17 protein-coding genes are annotated in these 17,493 nt (G+C 57.6%); 9 read left to right on the top strand and 8 right to left on the bottom strand.

What is annotated here, in order from left to right:
• The 6 genes from GOV80_RS22280 to GOV80_RS21750 all read left to right on the top strand — a co-directional run.
• Positions 1 to 325: hypothetical protein (locus tag GOV80_RS22280; RefSeq protein WP_214648099.1), on the top strand; the 325-nt coding region annotated here is incomplete at its 5' end.
• 1,073 nt (positions 326 to 1,398) lie between these two features.
• Positions 1,399 to 2,490, top strand: a complete 1,092-nt coding sequence (locus tag GOV80_RS21730) for an ABC transporter ATP-binding protein (protein ID WP_214648100.1) — start codon at positions 1,399 to 1,401, stop codon at positions 2,488 to 2,490.
• Complete coding sequence (locus tag GOV80_RS21735) at positions 2,490 to 3,422, top strand: ABC transporter permease (protein ID WP_170787722.1); 933 nt, start codon at positions 2,490 to 2,492, stop codon at positions 3,420 to 3,422. The genes GOV80_RS21730 and GOV80_RS21735 overlap by 1 nt, the downstream gene beginning before the upstream one ends.
• Positions 3,422 to 4,231, top strand: coding sequence for an ABC transporter permease (locus GOV80_RS21740; RefSeq protein WP_170787725.1), 810 nt, complete (start codon positions 3,422 to 3,424; stop codon positions 4,229 to 4,231). The genes GOV80_RS21735 and GOV80_RS21740 overlap by 1 nt, the downstream gene beginning before the upstream one ends.
• 19 nt (positions 4,232 to 4,250) lie before the next feature.
• Positions 4,251 to 5,288 (top strand): extracellular solute-binding protein, encoded by a 1,038-nt coding sequence (locus GOV80_RS21745; protein WP_170787727.1) that lies wholly within the window; start codon positions 4,251 to 4,253, stop codon positions 5,286 to 5,288.
• Between the two features lie 96 nt (positions 5,289 to 5,384).
• A complete protein-coding gene (locus tag GOV80_RS21750; protein ID WP_170787729.1) occupies positions 5,385 to 5,747 on the top strand; it encodes a cupin domain-containing protein in 363 nt (120 codons plus the stop codon).
• 15 nt (positions 5,748 to 5,762) lie between these two features.
• Here the strand turns inward: GOV80_RS21750 and GOV80_RS21755 are convergent, their stop codons facing one another.
• From GOV80_RS21755 to GOV80_RS21790, 8 genes are all read right to left on the bottom strand, one after another.
• Positions 5,763 to 6,023 (bottom strand): CBU_0592 family membrane protein, encoded by a 261-nt coding sequence (locus tag GOV80_RS21755; protein ID WP_170787731.1) that lies wholly within the window; start codon positions 6,021 to 6,023, stop codon positions 5,763 to 5,765.
• Positions 6,024 to 6,031: 8 nt separating this feature from the next.
• Positions 6,032 to 7,180 carry an acetylornithine deacetylase gene (gene argE, locus GOV80_RS21760; RefSeq protein ID WP_170787732.1) on the bottom strand — a complete coding sequence of 383 codons (1,149 nt, stop codon included), beginning with the start codon at positions 7,178 to 7,180 and terminating at the stop codon, positions 6,032 to 6,034.
• A gap of 114 nt (positions 7,181 to 7,294) precedes the next feature.
• A complete protein-coding gene (locus GOV80_RS21765) occupies positions 7,295 to 8,233 on the bottom strand; it encodes a LysR substrate-binding domain-containing protein (RefSeq protein ID WP_170787734.1) in 939 nt (312 codons plus the stop codon).
• A 25-nt stretch (positions 8,234 to 8,258) separates the two neighbouring features.
• Positions 8,259 to 9,755, bottom strand: coding sequence for an aldehyde dehydrogenase (locus GOV80_RS21770; protein WP_170787736.1), 1,497 nt, complete (start codon positions 9,753 to 9,755; stop codon positions 8,259 to 8,261).
• Positions 9,756 to 9,770: 15 nt separating this feature from the next.
• Positions 9,771 to 10,445 (bottom strand): DUF1028 domain-containing protein, encoded by a 675-nt coding sequence (locus GOV80_RS21775; RefSeq protein ID WP_170787738.1) that lies wholly within the window; start codon positions 10,443 to 10,445, stop codon positions 9,771 to 9,773.
• Positions 10,446 to 10,532: 87 nt separating this feature from the next.
• Positions 10,533 to 10,949 (bottom strand): RidA family protein, encoded by a 417-nt coding sequence (locus tag GOV80_RS21780; protein ID WP_170484795.1) that lies wholly within the window; start codon positions 10,947 to 10,949, stop codon positions 10,533 to 10,535.
• A gap of 17 nt (positions 10,950 to 10,966) precedes the next feature.
• Entirely contained in the window at positions 10,967 to 12,247 is a 1,281-nt protein-coding gene (locus tag GOV80_RS21785) for a flavin-containing monooxygenase (RefSeq protein ID WP_170787740.1), read from the bottom strand.
• 257 nt (positions 12,248 to 12,504) lie between these two features.
• Positions 12,505 to 13,317, bottom strand: coding sequence for a helix-turn-helix transcriptional regulator (locus GOV80_RS21790; protein ID WP_170787742.1), 813 nt, complete (start codon positions 13,315 to 13,317; stop codon positions 12,505 to 12,507).
• A gap of 144 nt (positions 13,318 to 13,461) precedes the next feature.
• On the opposite strand from GOV80_RS21790, the gene GOV80_RS21795 reads away from it, so the two are divergent.
• The 3 genes from GOV80_RS21795 to GOV80_RS22285 all read left to right on the top strand — a co-directional run.
• Entirely contained in the window at positions 13,462 to 14,814 is a 1,353-nt protein-coding gene (locus tag GOV80_RS21795) for an aminotransferase class III-fold pyridoxal phosphate-dependent enzyme (protein ID WP_170787744.1), read from the top strand.
• Between the two features lie 59 nt (positions 14,815 to 14,873).
• The gene (locus GOV80_RS21800; RefSeq protein ID WP_170787746.1) at positions 14,874 to 16,943 is read left to right on the top strand and encodes an oxidoreductase; all 2,070 of its coding nucleotides are present in this window, start codon (positions 14,874 to 14,876) and stop codon (positions 16,941 to 16,943) included.
• Between the two features lie 328 nt (positions 16,944 to 17,271).
• On the top strand, positions 17,272 to 17,493 hold a 222-nt coding region (locus tag GOV80_RS22285; RefSeq protein WP_214648101.1), incomplete at its 3' end, for a hypothetical protein.

The following is a 17,493-nucleotide window of genomic DNA, read 5'->3' on the forward strand; positions in this document are numbered from 1 at the left end:
GAGAATTGAATCAGCAGCTTGCCTCTCAATCAAGGAAGAGTTTTTCAACGACATCGGGTCGGTGCGGTCGTTCGCTGCGATCTGTCTGAGTGACCGCTCTGCGGACAGAACTGCCGTTGCCTCTTACAAAACGAACGGCTGCTGTGTACGCTTTGCGACAGCTGCGAAAACAGCAAGGGTGGGTAGCGGAAGTTGGCTGCGGGTGCCAAATGGATCGTTGATTTCCGGAAACCGGACGTTCAGATCAACCGGCCACGAAAGATTTTTAGACCGACGTCTGGCTGGAGTGGCAATTGCAATACGCAACAAAGATCGGCTGCTTTAGTATGTGCGGTCAATAAGTAGGGCAGTTTCAGCGCAGCTCGAAACCGTCGGTTGTCGCTCAATTGGGGCGAGTTTGGTTTGGATGGCGAACTGCGTTACCGGATCAACGTCTTCGTTTTCGATCAAGGTTGCAAACTGGCTGTCCAGACGTGTTTCATTCCAATTGCGCATGGCAATCGCAATTTCCAAAGCCGACGAGTGATCCTGTTCCAACTCGCGGCAAGGGGCCCATACCAACCGGTTGCTGCATCAGGCAAAGACTGGAACTAAGTTCTGAAAGTTGGCATTCGGCCGACTCCAACGTGGTTTTAAGGCGGTGTTTCGACCGACCTCCGAGGTGCCGCGGGCGGCCAATCAAGTGGGCTTTCGTGGTCAGCGCGATACGGTGGGCTACCCGATATAAGTATCATGCCACAGCGTATCATTTAGTGTGGCTGATGCCTAACATGGGACTATGAATCAAGAAGCACTCTCTATCTGTCTCCAGTGCTGGCAAACCAATTGGACACAATTTTGCATGGCATACACTGGTTTAGTGAACGGAGCTGACCGCCCAAAAAACTTTGAAGGTTGCTGATTCAGATTGGCTAAAAAACTTAACGCTTGGGTGATTGAAACGTTCTGATACAAGAAAAAGAAACACGCTGACGAGAAAAATGAGCATTATGCCTTCGATAGAGACAAGGGTCCTAGCGATTTTTTTCACATTGATCTCCCGATAGCTGAGGATCCAGACGGACGGGATAGTTTTCTCCCCATAATCTCATGCACTTAAGAATGCAGAGAACAAAGGCTCAGATGTTGCATATATTATCTTGTACCTCTGCTGGCGGCCGTGGTTGATCCTCTCTCCATAGGGATCACAATAGAAAAAGAAGTTGGCACATCCAATATGCGCCCGAGTCTTTTCTATTCGACTAAAAAGAGTGCAGACCCGACATAATACATTGATTTATAGCCAAAATGAAAAATGGTTAGGCTAATCCTAATGTTTAGTGAGGAAGTCAATTCTTAGGCAGGCAGTGCGGCCCGTATATACCTGAGTGCAAATTCGCGGTGCTCAGGGAGGCGCAATTGTCTGACACGGAAAATATCGCGATTGACGTGCGGGACGCGGTGAAACGCTATGGCGATTTTACCGCGCTCAAGAAGATCTCGCTGTCGATCATGGACAATGAGTTCTTTACTCTGCTGGGCCCATCCGGCTGCGGCAAGACCACTCTGCTGCGGATGATCGCCGGGTTCGAGGCCGTGACCGAAGGGGCCATCTACCTTTACGGCGACGAGATCGAGAACCTGCCGCCCAACAAGCGTCCGGTCAACACGGTTTTCCAGAACTATGCGCTGTTTCCGCATATGACCATTCTGGACAATGTAGCATTCGGGGTGGAAATGCGCGGCACCTCGAAGTCTGAGGCGCGCAAGAAAGCCGGTGAGATGCTGGAACTGGTACAGCTTGCACAGTTCTCGGCGCGCAAACCCAGCCAGTTGTCGGGCGGTCAGCAGCAGCGTGTGGCGCTGGCTCGGGCGCTGGCCCCTCAACCCAAAGTGCTTTTGCTGGATGAGCCGCTTTCGGCGCTCGACCTAAAGCTGCGTAAGGCAATGCAGCTGGAACTGAAGCATTTGCAGCGCGAAACGGGTATTACCTTCATCTTCGTCACACACGATCAGGAAGAAGCCCTGACCATGTCAGACCGGATCGCGGTCATGTCGGCGGGTGAAATGCAGCAGCTCGGTGCACCCACGGACATCTATGAACGGCCCCACAACATGTTTGTTGCGGATTTCATTGGCGAGACCAACCTTCTGGAAGTTTCGGTCGACAAGATCAATGAAGGACGGGCTGTTTGCCACCTAGGCGGTGGACATGAACTGACCTGCAACGCAGTTGACGGCATTGGCGAGGGCTCAAATGTCCACATGTCGATCCGACCCGAACGGCTTTATATGTCGGATACGCCTGCCGAAAGTGAAAGCCTAAAGGGCCGGGTCAAAGAAAATATCTTTGTCGGCACCGACATCACAACCATCGTCGATCTTCAGGACGGGCCGGACTTCATCGTCCGGACATCAAACTCAGATCGCGGCAACAAGCGTATCTTCGAGCCCGGCAGCGAGATGTACGTGAACATGGAGCTGGGGGCAGGCCGCCTCCTGGTGGACTGATGGCGGCGGGCGCAGCAAGCGGCGGCAGCGCAACCACAGATACCTACAAAGAGGCCCGCACATGGCTGTTGTTGCCCGCCTGGGTGACACTGGCCATTCTGGTTCTGGCACCGGTCATCATGATGTTGATCTACTCTTTCCTGACGAAAGAGTTCCGCGGCGGCGTGATCTGGGAGTTCAGCCTCGCGGCCTATGATCAGTTCTTCTTTGATCGGGGCTTATTTGGGGATGAGCCGCCCAAGATAGAATGGACCTATATCACAATCTTTTGGCGCTCGATCTGGCAGGCTGGCGCGGCAACGTTGCTCAGCCTCGTGATTGGCTTTCCAACGGCCTATTTCATCGCGACCCGATCCGAGAATATGCGCCCGGTCTGGGTGTTCTTGATCACCATCCCGTATTGGGTGAACCTGCTGATCCGCACCGTGTCGATGAAGTTTCTGCTGCGCGATCAAGGGCCGCTCAATGATTTCCTGATGAGCATTGGCCTGATCGACAGCCCCCTGCATATCGTCAACACCAACTTTGCAGTGCAGTTGGGCCTGTTCTATTCTTACCTGCCCTTCATGGTGCTGCCGATCTATGCGGCGGTTGAACGCTATAACTTTGCGCTCTCCGAGGCGGCAGCAGACCTCTACGCCTCGAAATGGACAACGTTGCGGCGCGTTCTGCTTCCGGCGATCAAGCCGGGCGTGTTTGCGGGCTGCATTCTGGTCTTTGTGCCCTCAATGGGGTCGTTCCTTGCGCCTGACCTGCTGGGCGGGGCCAAGAACTTCATGATCGGGTCACTGATCGAGGAACAATTCAAGGGCAATGCGGGTAACTGGCCTTTCGGAGCCGCCGCTTCGATGATCCTGCTTACAATGGTCTTGATCATTCTGATGTTCTCGGCCCGCCAGCAGGCCAAAGCGGACAAGGCGGGGGCTGAGTGATGGCAAGCAAGCAATTCGACATCAAGACCTATACCGGCTTCAAGGGGATTACCCTGCTGTGTCTGGTCATCCTCTATGCTCCGCTGGTCGTGGTCACAATCTACAGCTTCAACGCCTCGCAATCGCTGACCAATTGGGAAGGAGTCTCGCTGCGCTGGTACGCGGACGTGTTCACCGGCCCGGAAAGCGCCAAATTCAAGACGGCTGCGAAGAACAGCTTTGTCATCGCAATCATCGCGGCCACTACGGCGACTACCATCGCAACACTGGCGGCAACGGGCATGGTGCGCGGCGGGAAATTCCGCTTTCGGACCGTGTCCTTCGGCCTCATCAGCCTGCCACTGATGGTGCCAGAGATCGTGCTGGCGGTTGCGACCCTGATCTTCTTCAACTCGATCGGGTTTGAACGCGGCCTTCTGACCATCCTGCTGGCCCATATCGCGTTCTGTATTCCCTTTGCCTACCTGCCAATCTCGGCCCGGATGCAGGGGATCGAAGACAGCTATGAGCAGGCTGCACTGGATCTGTATGCAACGAAACGGCAAGCGTTCACCAAGATCCTTCTGCCTCTGATGATGCCGGGGATCATCTCGGGCTTCCTGCTGGCTTTCATCGTCAGCCTGGATGATTTCATCATCACCAATTTCGTCAAAGGCGCAGGCGTTGAAACGCTGCCCACGGCGATCTTCGGCTCGGTCAAGCAGGGGATCAAACCCAATATCATGGCGATTTCGACCATGCTGCTGAGCGTATCCATCATCATGGTCACGATCAGTTATTTCGTAAGCAAGTCCGACAACACCAAATAACCAACAGATGGAGAGAAACATGAAACACTTGATGAAAAGCGGCGTTGCTGCACTGGCCCTGGCGATTGGCGCAAATGCTGCCGCCGCTGAGGGTGAGCTGGTCCTGTACCACTGGTTCGAATACATCCCGCAGGAGCTGCTGGACAAGTTCACCGAAGAAACCGGCATCACCGTCACCATGGACACCTACGACAGCAACGAATCGATGCTGGCCTCTCTCAAGGCTGGTGGCATCGGCACGTATGATGTGTCGGTGCCGGGCGACTACATGGTTGCGATCATGGCGGGTGAGGGGATGCTCGACACCATCGCTGACGGTGAGCTAAAGAACAAAGGCAACATAGCGCCGGAATGGGCCGATCCCAACTTTGACCCCGGCCGTCAGTCCTCGATCCCGTATCAGTGGGGCTCGACCAGCTTTGCGGTCAGCCGCGATGCCTATGAGGGCGACATTCAAACCACCGACATCCTGTTCAACCCGCCCGCCGAGTTGCAGGGCCGGATCAACATGCTGGACAGCCAGGGCGAGGTCATGGCCATGGCCGCGCTGCATATGGGCATCCCGCAATGTTCGACGGACCGCGAGCAGCTGAAGGCGCTGAACGCCATGCTGCAAGAGGCCAAACAACATTGGGCGTCGTTCAATTCGGACACTGCAAAAGAGGTACTGGTGTCGGGCGATGCCGCCGTTGGTCAAATCTATGACGGGTTTGCGGCCAAGGCGCGCGAAGAAGGTGCCAACGTGGAATACGCTTATCCGACACAGGGCTACATCGCGTGGATGGACAACGTTGTTCTGCTGAAGGACGCACCGAACCGCGACAACGCGCTGAAATTCATGGACTTCCTGCTGGAGCCTGAAAACATCGCGGCCGTGACCAACTTTGCCCAGTACAACGCGGGCGTTAGCGGCGTTGGCGATTTCCTAGACCCGGCGCTGGCTGAGCAGCCTGAAAAGAACCCCCACGCGAATGCAGGCCCGGGTGTGTTCATCGAAGTCTGCGATGAGGAAACTCAGGCGGTCTATGACCAGATTTGGACGAACCTGAAAAAATAAATACAAAATCCCTCAGGTTCTGCCCTCCGGTCTGGCGCTGGCTGGTTTTCGGGGGGCATTTTATTTGTATCTTCCCGCCTGAAAGGAAATTGCAATATGAGCATGCCCATCCGACTTTTGCCCGACGGACACCCGGAAAACGGTTTTGTTCCGTCCTCTGCGGTTTCCACGGATGATTTCACGACCGAAGACAAGACTGAACGCATCAGCAGCTTTTACGAAAGTTCTGACGGCAAGGTTTTGTCCGGCGTTTGGGAATGTGCACCCTGCCTTGAAGTCTTCGACGCCTATCCCGTCGATGAAATGATGACTGTCATTTCGGGTTTGGTGAAACTAACCAGTCCGGACGGTACCGTTCAGGAGTTCACCGCGGGCGACACATTTTTTATGCCCAAAGGAACGCCTTGCACGTGGGAGATCACACAAACCCTGCGCAAATTCTACATGATTGCGTCTTGACCCAAGGCGTTCCGGTTATGCCCGTTTGCGCAGATTGCGCCAGATGGCAAGGGTTGCGATGAGCAGGAACATGACCTCGATCACGATCGCCCCAAGGTTGGGGCGATAGATCAGTGAAACCGTCACCAGCAACCCGCCCGCGATATTGCAGGCGTTGAAGGGTATTTTGTCGGCGGGCAGGATGTTGCGTGTTGCCAGGTAATAGGCCCCGACGATGATAATCGACCCCAGCAGGCCGATGCCGTCCGCAAGGGTGAAGTCGTTCAGCAAATCCATTGAGACTCTCAGCGGCTGATATCTTCGAGGATGCGATCCATCATCGCGTCACACGCGCTGAGCTGATCGATCTCAAGATACTCATCCGGTTTATGGCCTTGCCGTTCCATCGACCCCGGGCCGCAGACGACGGTGGGAATGCCCAGTTCGCTGAAGAACCCGGCCTCGGTGCCAAAGGCGACCTTGGTGGTGGCGTTGCTTTGCGCCAGTTTCTGGGCATAGGCGATGATGCCTTCGGTCTCGGCCACGTCCAGCCCGGGATAGGCGTTATACTGTTCAACTTCAACACGCGCCTCGGGGCTGAGGTTTTGGCAGGCCGCGCCGACCCTTTGGGCGGCGTCCTGTATCTGGGACAGGATATCCTTGCCCAGGTCTGCCGCCAGATGGCGATACTCAAAGGTCAGCTCTGCACGATCCGGCACGATATTCAGCGCCCTGCCACCGGACAGCATGCCCACATGAAAGGTGGTATAGGGCACTGAATAGGCCGGGTCGCTATGACCGCTATTGGCGTATGTTTCCTGCAGAGCGCGCAGTTCCCCAACGAAATCCGTGGCCAGATGCAGCGCGTTGACAAACTTCGGAGCCAGCGCCGAATGGCCGCTTTGCCCATGGCAAACCGCGCGCAGCGCGGCCTTGCCCTTGTGGCCCACGGCGACCTGCATTTCAGTCGGTTCGCCCACGAAACAGGCGCGGGGCTGGCCCAGCATCGGGGCCAGTCGGTCCAACATGTGCTGAATGCCGACACAGCCGACTTCTTCGTCATAAGACAGCGCGATTTTAAGGGGCTCTCGCAGGTCCGCCCCGGCGGTGCGATCGGCCAGCGCCATGACCGAGGCCACATAACCCTTCATATCGGTGGTGCCGCGCCCGTAAACGCGGTTGCCTTCGCGGGTCAGGCGAAACGGGTCTTTGGTCCAGCTTTGGCCCTCGACAGGGACAACATCGGTATGGGCCGACAATAACACGCCATCGCCTTCGGGGCCTTTTTGCGCATAAAGCCCGGTCTTGTCGCCGCCGGGATCGGTGATGCGATGGACGGCAAACCCGCGTGCCTCAAGGAATTCTTCGACATAAGCGGCCAGATCAAGGTTCGAGTTCTTGCTGACCGTATCAAAGCCAACGAGCCGGTCGAGAATATCCAGTGTCGAGGTCATCGGGTTGAGCTTGCTTTCGCTGAGGGGGCGTTCATTCCAACCCTATACCACCGGTCAGAAACATAAATCCGGGAATGACGAAGCAGCGGTTAGGCGTTCTCTAAGGCGCGCATGTCAGTCTTGTTCGCGCATGCACAGCCCCGGCAATGATCCGGACTGAACGGCCCTGGCGCAGTGTTCGATGAATGCTTTTGACGTGTTGGTCTCATTCTCTGACCGTGCGCGCAGCAGACCCAGTCGCATCGGGCGCAGCTCTCCGGCGAGGGGAACAAAGATCAGTTTTTTGCCGTCCGGCGACAACACATTCATGGGGCGGATATTGGCAATCGAGAACCCGAACCCGTTGGCGACCAGAGACCTCATGACCGATATGTCTGCCGTACGCTCGGCGATGTTGGGTTTGATATTGGCATCGCGGAAGAAGGACAGGAAGTATTCGCCGCTAAAGGGCAAATCCAGCAGAACCATGGGGCTGTCCTGCAGATCCGCGATCGACAGTTCGGTACGGTCGGCCAAAGGATGCCCGTCGCCCAGAACGGCATAGGGCGGCAAATCGTGCAGGGGCTGGAATTCCAGATCGGCGGGAATGTCCAGATCATAGGTCAGAGCGATGTCCAGTTCGGCCCGACGCAACTGGCTGAAGATGTCGGCCTGATGCAGCTCGCGCTGTTCGATGCGCACGTCTGGGTAGCAGGTTTCAAATTCCCGCCGCAGACCCGGCAGGATGATTTGCGCGAAGGTGACCAGGCACCCAACCGACAAGATGCCTTGAACCTTGCCGGTGATCTCTCCGGCCAATGTGGCCAGCAATTCGGCCTCGCGCAGGACAAATTCGGTGCGCTCCATGACTTTTTGCCCTGCCTTGGTCAGTGACAGGCCGCGCGCATGTTCGCGCACAAACAGGGTGACGCCGAGCTCGACCTCTAGCTGGGTGATCGCCGCCGAGATCGACGGCGACGACACGTTCAGCTTGTCGCTAGCGGCGGCAATGCTGCCTGCCTTTCCCACGGCCACAAAATATTCAAGCTGTCGCAGCGTGTATCTGAAAGGCAAAGGCGCATCCCCGCAATTTCGCGTATCAAGCCTTGTACTTAATCCACGTTGTTTTCAGGGCAGTATATTTTTCAAACGAGTGCAATGACAAATCGCGCCCAAAGCCCGATTGTTTCATGCCACCAAAGGGCGTCATCGCCGACAGCGCGTCCACCGTGTTCACCGAAACGGTTCCGGCCATCAGCCTGTCCGATACCCGGCAGGCGCGGGACAGGTTGTCGGTCCAGACCGACGCCGCCAGCCCATAGACCGAGTCATTGGCCATGGTCACAGCTTGTTTTTCGGTATCAAACGGAATGACCGAAAGGACGGGGCCAAAGATTTCATCCCGCGCCAGTGGGTTATCGTGGGCGACGTCATCAAAGATGGTCGGCTGGATGAAGTACCCCTTGCCTTCGACTGTAACGCGGTCACCGCCGGTCACCAGATTGGCGGTCTTTTTGCCCTCCTCGACAAAGCGCATGATGCCCTGCGTCTGCTTTTCGTCCACGATGGCGCCCATTTTGGACGCCGGGTCCAGCGGGTCGCCGGGCTGCATGGCCTGCGCGCGGGCAATCAGCTTTTCAACAAACGCGTCCTTGATCGAGCGTTCCACATATAGCCGCGAATTGGCCGAGCAGACCTCGCCCTGATTGAAGAAGATGCCAAATGCGGCCATGTCGGCGGCGGCGTCCAGATCCTCGCAATCGGCGAAGACAAGGTTGGGGCTTTTGCCGCCGGTTTCCGGCCAGACCTGTTTCAGGTTCGACTGACCCGAATACTGCATGAACATCTTGCCTGTGGCGGTCGAGCCGGTGAAGGCCAGACAATCCACATCCATATGCAGACCCAGCGCCTTGCCGGCGGTCACACCAAAGCCGGGCACCACGTTGAACACACCGTCGGGAATGCCAGCCTCGGCCGCTAGTTCCGCCAGACGCAGCGCCGACAGGGGCGATTGTTCGGCCGGTTTCAGCACCACCGAATTGCCCGCGGCCAGTGCAGCGGCGGCTTTCCATGTGGCCATATCCAGCGGGAAGTTCCACGGCGTCACAGCACCAACAACGCCCAGAGGCACACGACTGACCAGCGCCAGATCACCGGGGCCGGTCGGGGCGACCTCATCATAGACCTTGTCGATCGCCTCGGCGTACCATTGGAAGAAATGCGCCGATCCCGGCGCGTCGATGGTGACAGCGTCGGTGATCAGCTTGCCCATGTCCAGACTGTCCAGCAGCGCCATCTCTTCGAGGTTGTCGCGGATCAGGTCGGCCAGCTTCAGCATCACCGCCTTGCGGTCGCCCGGTGCCATACGTGACCAGCGGCCGTCCTCGAACGCGGTTCGGGCGGCGGTGACGGCGCGGTTCACATCCTCGGCGTCGCATTCGGCGACGGGGGTCAGCACCGATCCGGTGGCGGGGTTGATGCTGTCGAACGTCTTGCCCGATTCGGCGTCAACGAATTTGCCGTCAATGAATGCCTGTCCGCGAAAGGACAGACCGGCGGCGCGGCTTTTCCAGTCGTCATGTGAATAGTCCAACATCCTGTATCTCCCTGATTATTCGTCGCCGGGCACGCCGTAGGACGGTGCCTCGCGCGGGTCCAGCGCGCGCTGGATATAGGCGTCAAGCTGTGGCTTGTAGACGTCCCATGCGGTTGCGATGGCCTCGATTGGGCATCCTTCGGTCCAGTCGCAGCGCAGATCGGCGACGGGCCAGCTGACCTTGTCGACAATCTTCATGCCTGCGGAATGCACCGGGCCTGCTTCGCCCCCTGCGGCCAGACCGGAGCGCATGGCGACGATCAGGCGATCCCCGATATGGCCCTTGGTCGACAGGAAGCCGTCGACTATAGCCTGCGGGATGTCCGCATTGGCCAGCAGATTACCGCCCGAAGCAACGTTTTCGGCCTGCGCCTGTGTCCAGATCCCAAGGCTGTTAGGGCCGGAATGGATCGCCGTACGTCCGGCGGTGTCCACGGCCAGAACCTGACGGTATTCGATGAATTTCGCCTGTGCAGCCATCGCCGCGATGGCTTCGGGTGCGGATTTGCCCTGTGCCATCAGGTCCAATGTCAGCGGGCCAAGGCTGGGGTCGGTCACGTTTTGCGAGGCCACGGCCCCCACACCGGCCCGCGCAAAGGAACAGCGCGCTGCCACGGCGGGCGAGGACGACGAAATCGCCAGACCGAACATGCCGGTTTCAGCGCAGCGGGCAACCAAGGAAAAAGTCATAAGGCTCTCCTAAAAACACAAATACCGGACCGCGCCTGCACGGGGAAAAGAGGGGCGCGGTTCGGTCTGTTTGATTGATCGAGGGGATCAATCGGGGATGACAGCGGTGCCGTCGATTTCAACCAGCCATTCGGGACGGGCCAGCGCCTGAACCACCAGACCGGTCGAGCAGGGATGGACCCCTTTGATATACTCGCCCATGGTGCGATAGACCGCCTCGCGGTGACGCACATCGGTGATGTAGACGACGACCTTGACCAGATGCTCCATCGAGCCACCGGCCTCTTCGATCAGCTGCTTGATGTTCTGCATCACCTTATGGGTCTGCTCGACCGGATCGTGGCTGTCGATATTGACGGCATCGTCCAGATTCTGCGGACATTGGCCACGCAGATAAACGGTTTTGCCGCCCTGCGTCACCACGGCCTGACAAAGATCGTTGTCCAGGTTCTGTTCGGGGTAGGTTTCTTTGGTGTTGAACTTGCGAATGCGTGTGTGCGCCATTTTGGATTCCTGTCGTCTCATTCTGCGGCGGCGGGGGTGATGATGGCGGCCTCGCCTTCGTAATCGGCATAGGCGCGCTGGATCGCGATCTGATCGGCAATGTATTTCGCATCGTGCCAGACGCCCCAGATAAAGGTCGAACCGCGGCGCGATTGCCAGGGGAGGCCAAGGAAATAAATGTCGGGTTCGACAGACACGCCGCGCTGATGGATTGGTGCGCCCTTGGCGTCAAAGGCATCGGCTTTGATCCAGCTGAAATCCTGACGGAAGCCCGTGGCCCAGATGATCGTGGTGATGCCTTCTTGGGCGAAATCAACTGATGTCAGCGGGTTGATCAGGCTGTCGGGGTCCGCAAAGGGTTCACGCGCCTCAGGCTCTTCCGGCAGATCGATGCCGGTGCGTTCGATATAGGCGTCGGCCATATCCAGCATCTCAAGATAATTGGCGTCTCCTGCGGCCACGTTGGCCTGTAGGTCGTCGGCGAAACTCAGCACACCGCTCTCGAAACCTTTGGTCAGGCCAGTCAGTGTCACGCCCTCATTGCCCAGACGGCGGAAGTCCATAGTGTGGCCACCATGGGCCCCACTGACCGAGATGGTAACGTGTTCGGTGCCCGGTTTTTGCGCAGCCATGTCCCACAGGCCCAGAACGCCCAGCCACCAGACATTGTCACGGGTGCGATAGCGGCGCGGCGGGCGGTCATGGGGGCCGACCGACAGAAACACCTTGCGGCCCGCGCGGTTCAATTCATCCGCGATCTGCGCCCCGGATGAGCCCGCGCCTACAACCATAACGGCCCCTTCGGGCAGTTGTTCGGGGTTCTTGTAATAGAAGGAATGCAGTTGTTTCACATCAGCCGTTTCCGGCACGATCGGCGGGATCACCGGATGCTGGAACGCGCCTGTGGCCGCCACGATACGCTTGGCGTGAATCTCTCCAGCCGAGGTTTCGACCTTGAACCCGCCTTCACCCGGCAGGCGCTCCGCCTTTAGAACCTCAACACCTTCGCGGATCGGCGCTTTGACCATTTCGGCATATTCAACCAAGTATTCGGCGACACGGTCCTTGGGCACAAACGCATCCGGGTCATCCCCCTTGAACTGGAGGCTGGGAAAGCGGTCATGCCAGCACGGGCCGTTGGCAACCAGCGCATCCCAGCGACCGGTGCGCCATGCTTCGGCGGTGCGGTTCTTTTCCAGGATGATGTGGGGGACGTTGTTGTTGCCCAGATGCTCGCTTAGTGCGATGCCTGCCTGTCCTGCGCCAACAACCAGCGTATCCGTTTTCTCTATGGACATGTGTCGGTTCCCTATATCTGCATCTAGAACTGACCCCGAAAGGTCGTTGCAATCGTGCGTTGTCTGCTGGTGTCGGGTCAGGCAGGCAACAGGTCGCCATGTCTGTCCGAGCGGGCCGGTTGGATTGACAAAAGCCTCCCGTTTTGTGCCGCTCCAGCGGGTTTCGCACGTTTCCTCAATAAGGTTTCACAAGTTCGCAAGACGCGAAATAATTGTCTGGCTATCTCTTAATTAGGCTTTGGCTAATCTGCTTGGCACTACGTTGTTTTCCGGGCCACTTGCCCGTATTCCGAAAGGAAAGGCGCTATAAGATAATACAGTTCGCCCTGGGATGAGATTCCGCTTTTCCGATAAAGTTGCTTGCGCAGAACCTTGACGGTCTGCGGGCTGATGCCAAGCGTCAGGCCAATGGAAATCGACGAATGGCCCTGCAGGATCAACAGCGCCACCTCGGCCTGTCTGGGGCTGAGGCTGATGCTCTGTTCGGCGGACAAGCGCTGGCGCAGATGACCGACGATATCGCCCGGCTCGTCCCTGTGCGGGGGGCTGAGGTCGGCCCAGTTCTTTTTGACCAGCGCATTGACCACCGGGGCAACCTGCTTGGCCGCAATGTGATCCCTGTTCGAAAAGCGTGACGCCGTGGTGGCATCCCTGCCAATACATACAGTGATCGACGACCTGGGCGCGACACCAACAAAGAAAGCAAGCTCATCCGTCAGGGTGGTGTTGGCGTAGTAGGATTTGAAATACTCATTGCGTTGAAACTGGTCGGGGGCGACATCGGTCAGGCGATACAGACCATCAGCCGCGCCTTTCTGGTGCAGGCGAAAGAACGGGTCCAGCAGATAGGCCCCTTTGACATAGTGGCTGTCGATACGTTCAAACACGCGGCTATCACGGGCATGGGTCGCCAGAACCTGCGGGCTGCTGGTTTGAAAAAAGGCAATGATCGCGAAATTGTCGAACGAACATGTTGCGTTCAGCCATTGGCGCAGCGCATTGCTGAAACGCTTGGACCCGGTGGCCAGAATGGCATCTGACAAGGCATCTGCGGCTGGAAGTGGCGACATGTGCGAGTACCCCTTTGGGGGTATATACCCCTTAAATTGAGCAAAGTAACCTTTTTCGTGAAAATGGGTGGTATGTCTCGCGCTCCAATCGCAACGGGCCTTGCCACCACCACGCATTTGCATCGGGGACTAAGGGGGTTAATCATGGCCAAAGATACGCTTGAAATTCTTGCGCAGGACGATCACCTGATTCAGTCTTTCGCCGACCTGAACGCGCTGAAACAGCAAGGCGCGCGCACCGTGATCTCACTCGCGAAGGGCGCTTATGTCTATGACAGCGACGGGACCGAACTGATCGACGGGATCGGGGGCCTGTGGTGCGTCAATATCGGTCACGGAAATACCGAGATGATCGACGCGATCACCGATCAGCTGAAGACGCTGGATTTTTACTCGACCTTCTACAACTTTACCCACCCCGCCGCTGCGGCGCTGGCCGAGAAGGTCGCGCAGCTGGCGCCCGGGCATCTGAATTCGGTCTATTTCGGCAATTCCGGCTCGGTCGCCAATGACAGCGCCATTCGGATGCTGCACCACTACAATATACGTAAGGGCAAGCCTGAAAAGAAACAGGTCTTGTCGCGGCACGGAGCCTATCACGGGTCGACCCATCTGGCGATGGCAATGACCACACCCGGCTACTCAGAAGGCTGGCACGCAGCCAATGACTTGGTGCATCACCTGCGCTCGCCCCACTATTGGCGTGAAGGCGGAGGAATGACCGAGGCCGAGTTCCTGGATGCTCTGATCGACGATCTGAGCGACAGTATCGAACGTATCGGTGCGGAAAACATCTGTGCCTTCATCGCCGAGCCCATTCAGGGCGCAGGCGGTGTGGTTCCCGCGCCAAAAGGATACCACAAACGCGCGTGGGAGGTCTGCAAAGCCAACGATATCAAATATGTCGCAGATGAGGTTGTCACCGCCTTTGGCCGTCTTGGGCATTTCTTCTCGTCCGAGGATGTGTTCGGCATGGTGCCCGACATCATCACCACCGCCAAGGGCCTGACCTCTGGCTATCAACCACTGTCAGCCACTATTGTCTCGGACGATATTCACGAGGTGATTTCGGGGCCGGACGGCATGTTTCTGCATGGGATGACCTATTCCGGCCACCCGGCAGCGGCGGCGGCGGGTCTGACCAACATCGCCATCATGGAGCGTGAGGGCATCCCCCAGCGTGTCCGCACAACCGGCAAACGGTTTGAAAACAACCTGCGCAGCCTGACCGATATCGAACTGGTCGGCGAAGTGCGCGGCAGCCATTTCATGATGGGGATCGAATTTGTCAAAGACCGCGACACTAAGGAAAGCTATCCCTACGATGCGCAGGTTGGGCTGAAAGTGGCCCGCGCCTGTCAGAAACGCGGCCTGATCGCACGGCCTTTGGGCAACGTGCTGATCCTGTCCCCGACCCTGATCATGGACGAACCGTTGATCGATCGCATCGAAGACATCCTGCGCGACGCCATCACCGAAGTCGCCGCGGGCCTTTAACACAACACCACTGAGGGCCATCGGCCCAACCAACATCAGCCAGCCGTAAGGAGCCAGCCATGCGCGACCCACGCTATGACATTCTGTTCGAGCCGATGCAGATCGGCCCGCTAACCGCCAAGAATCGGTTTTATCAGGTGCCGCATTGCAATGGCGGCGGATACCGTGACCCCTCGGCCGCCGCCGCGATGCGCGGCATCAAGGCCGAAGGCGGCTGGGGTGTCATCTTCACCGAACAGTGCGAGATGCACCACACCTCGGAAATCACCCCGTTCATCGAGTTGCGCCTGTGGGAAGACAAGGACATTCCACAATTGCGCAAGATGTCTGAACGCATGAAGACTCATGGCGCGTTGGCTGGTATCCAACTGGCCTATTCGGGTATCAACGGGCCGAACCTCTATACCAAAGAGGTACCGCTGGCCCCATCGGCCCTGCCGATCCGTACCTTTACCAACGACCCGGTACAGGCCCGCGCGCTGGACAAGCAGGACATCAAGGATCTGCGCCGATGGTTCGTGAACGCCGCTAAACGGTCCAAAGACGCTGGATTCGACCTGATCTGTCTGTACGGCGCGCACGGGTTTGGTATTTTCCAGCACTTCCTCAGCCGTGCTACCAATCAACGCAGCGACGAATATGGCGGATCATTAGAAAACCGTGCTCGGTTCAGTCAGGAAGTTATCGCCGACATGCGCGATGCCGTAGGTGACACGATGGCGATCACACTGCGCGTGAGCTTGGACGAAGCCATCGGCGAATTGGGCTTTTCCAATGCCGAGGTGCGCGACTATATCGAGATGAACAAAGACCTGCCCGACCTGTGGGATCTGGCGCAGGGAACGTGGGAGGATTGCTCTGGCCCGTCGCGCTTCAAGGAAGAGGCCGCGCAGGAAGAATTGGTGCGCGGTATCCACGAGCTGACCGACAAGCCCATCGTTGGCGTAGGGCGGTTCACCTCGCCCGATGTGATGGCCAAGATGGTCAAGTCCGGCACTTTGGACTTCATCGGCTGCGCACGTCCGTCGATTGCCGACCCGTTTCTGCCGAAAAAGATCGAGGAAGGTCGGATCGAGGACATCCGCGAATGTATCGGCTGCAACATCTGTATCACCGGCGACATGACGATGTCGATCAGCCGCTGCACCCAGAACCCAACCTTCATGGAGGAATGGCGCAAGGGCTGGCATCCCGAAAAGATGAACGAAAAGGGCGACAGCAACAATGTGCTGATCGTCGGCTCAGGTCCCGCAGGGCTTGAGGCCGCGTGGGCGCTGTGCCGCCGGGGTTATGACGTCGCGGTGGCCGAGGCCCGCGACGTGATCGGCGGCCGCGTGGCCCGCGAACGCCTGCTGCCCGGCCTTTCGGCCTGGGGCCGTGTGGTGGATTACCGCGACTATCAACTCAGCCAGCGTCCAAACGTCGAGATGTATCGCGAAAGCGAGCTGGACGCCGAAAGCATCCTTGAGTTCGGCTTTGAAAACGTTTGTATTGCCACTGGTGCAACGTGGCGCAACGATGGTGTCTCGCGCCAGCATGTCGTGCCGATGCCGATCGCCGATGGCGCCAAAGTCTATACCCCGGACGATCTGATGGACGGCACCATCCCCTCGGGCCGAGTGGTGGTCTATGACGATGACCACTATTACATGGGCGGCGTGTTGGCTGAATTGCTGGCCAGGAACGGCGCGCAAGTTACGTTGGTCACTCCGTCGGCCTATGTCAGTGACTGGACGAACAACACGCTGGAACAGATCGCGATCCACCCGCGACTGGTCGAGGCGGGTGTCGAGATCGTGCTGAACCAGGGCGTCACCGAAATCCACCCCGATCATGTGGTCTCGAACTGCGTCTACACCGACCGGACCTGGAAGATCGAGGCCGATGCCGTGGTCATGGTTGCGTCACGTCTGGAAAACAACGCCGTCTTCAACGACCTGAGAATGCGTGAGGCCGAATGGGCGGATGCCGGTATCAAATCGGTAAAACTGATTGGCGATGCCAACGCCCCGGGCCCAATCGCCTGGGCGACCTATGCCGGCCACCGCTACGCCCGTGAGCTGGACGGCGAAGACATTGGTGATGCGCTGCCTTTCCGTCGCGAAATAACAGAACTCGCGGCGGACTGAGATAATTGACGAGTGCAAGGCGGCAGCATTCTGCCGCCTTGCATGTTTGACCAACAATTGCCGTCTGCGAAATACCGATTGATCCAGCGATCTTCAGCGCGCCCCAAAACTTGCTCTTTTCAGTCAGTGGAAATCTATTGTTTGGTTTCAATGACTCTGTCGTGCAATGATTATCAGCGGTATCTTTAGTTCCGACATTGATCAGCATCAGCCGTGAGTTTCGGAACTCCGCCGGAGCAATTTTGCTCCACAGTTGCAAATTCGTGCAGTGCGGGCGTTCACAAACAAAGTACCAATGGTAATTTCGTCCCGCGATTTGTGACCTCGTATGACGTTTCGTTTGCTCGTGCAGCAAAAGTCCGGTCTGACGGGCCGCACCGCAGCGACGACGACCATCATTCAAAGGCAGGTATGGGCCGTCATGACCATGGCCAATGACGGCCTTCTGCGGTCTCTCACCCTTGGTGCAATGGGCAGCATTTTGCACTCTGGGCTGATGTCGTTGAAAAACTCTTCCTTGATTGAGAGGCAAGCTGCTGATTCAATTCTC

This window comes from Ruegeria lacuscaerulensis, assembly GCF_013034685.1.
Classification (GTDB): Bacteria; Pseudomonadota; Alphaproteobacteria; order Rhodobacterales; family Rhodobacteraceae; genus Ruegeria; species Ruegeria lacuscaerulensis_B.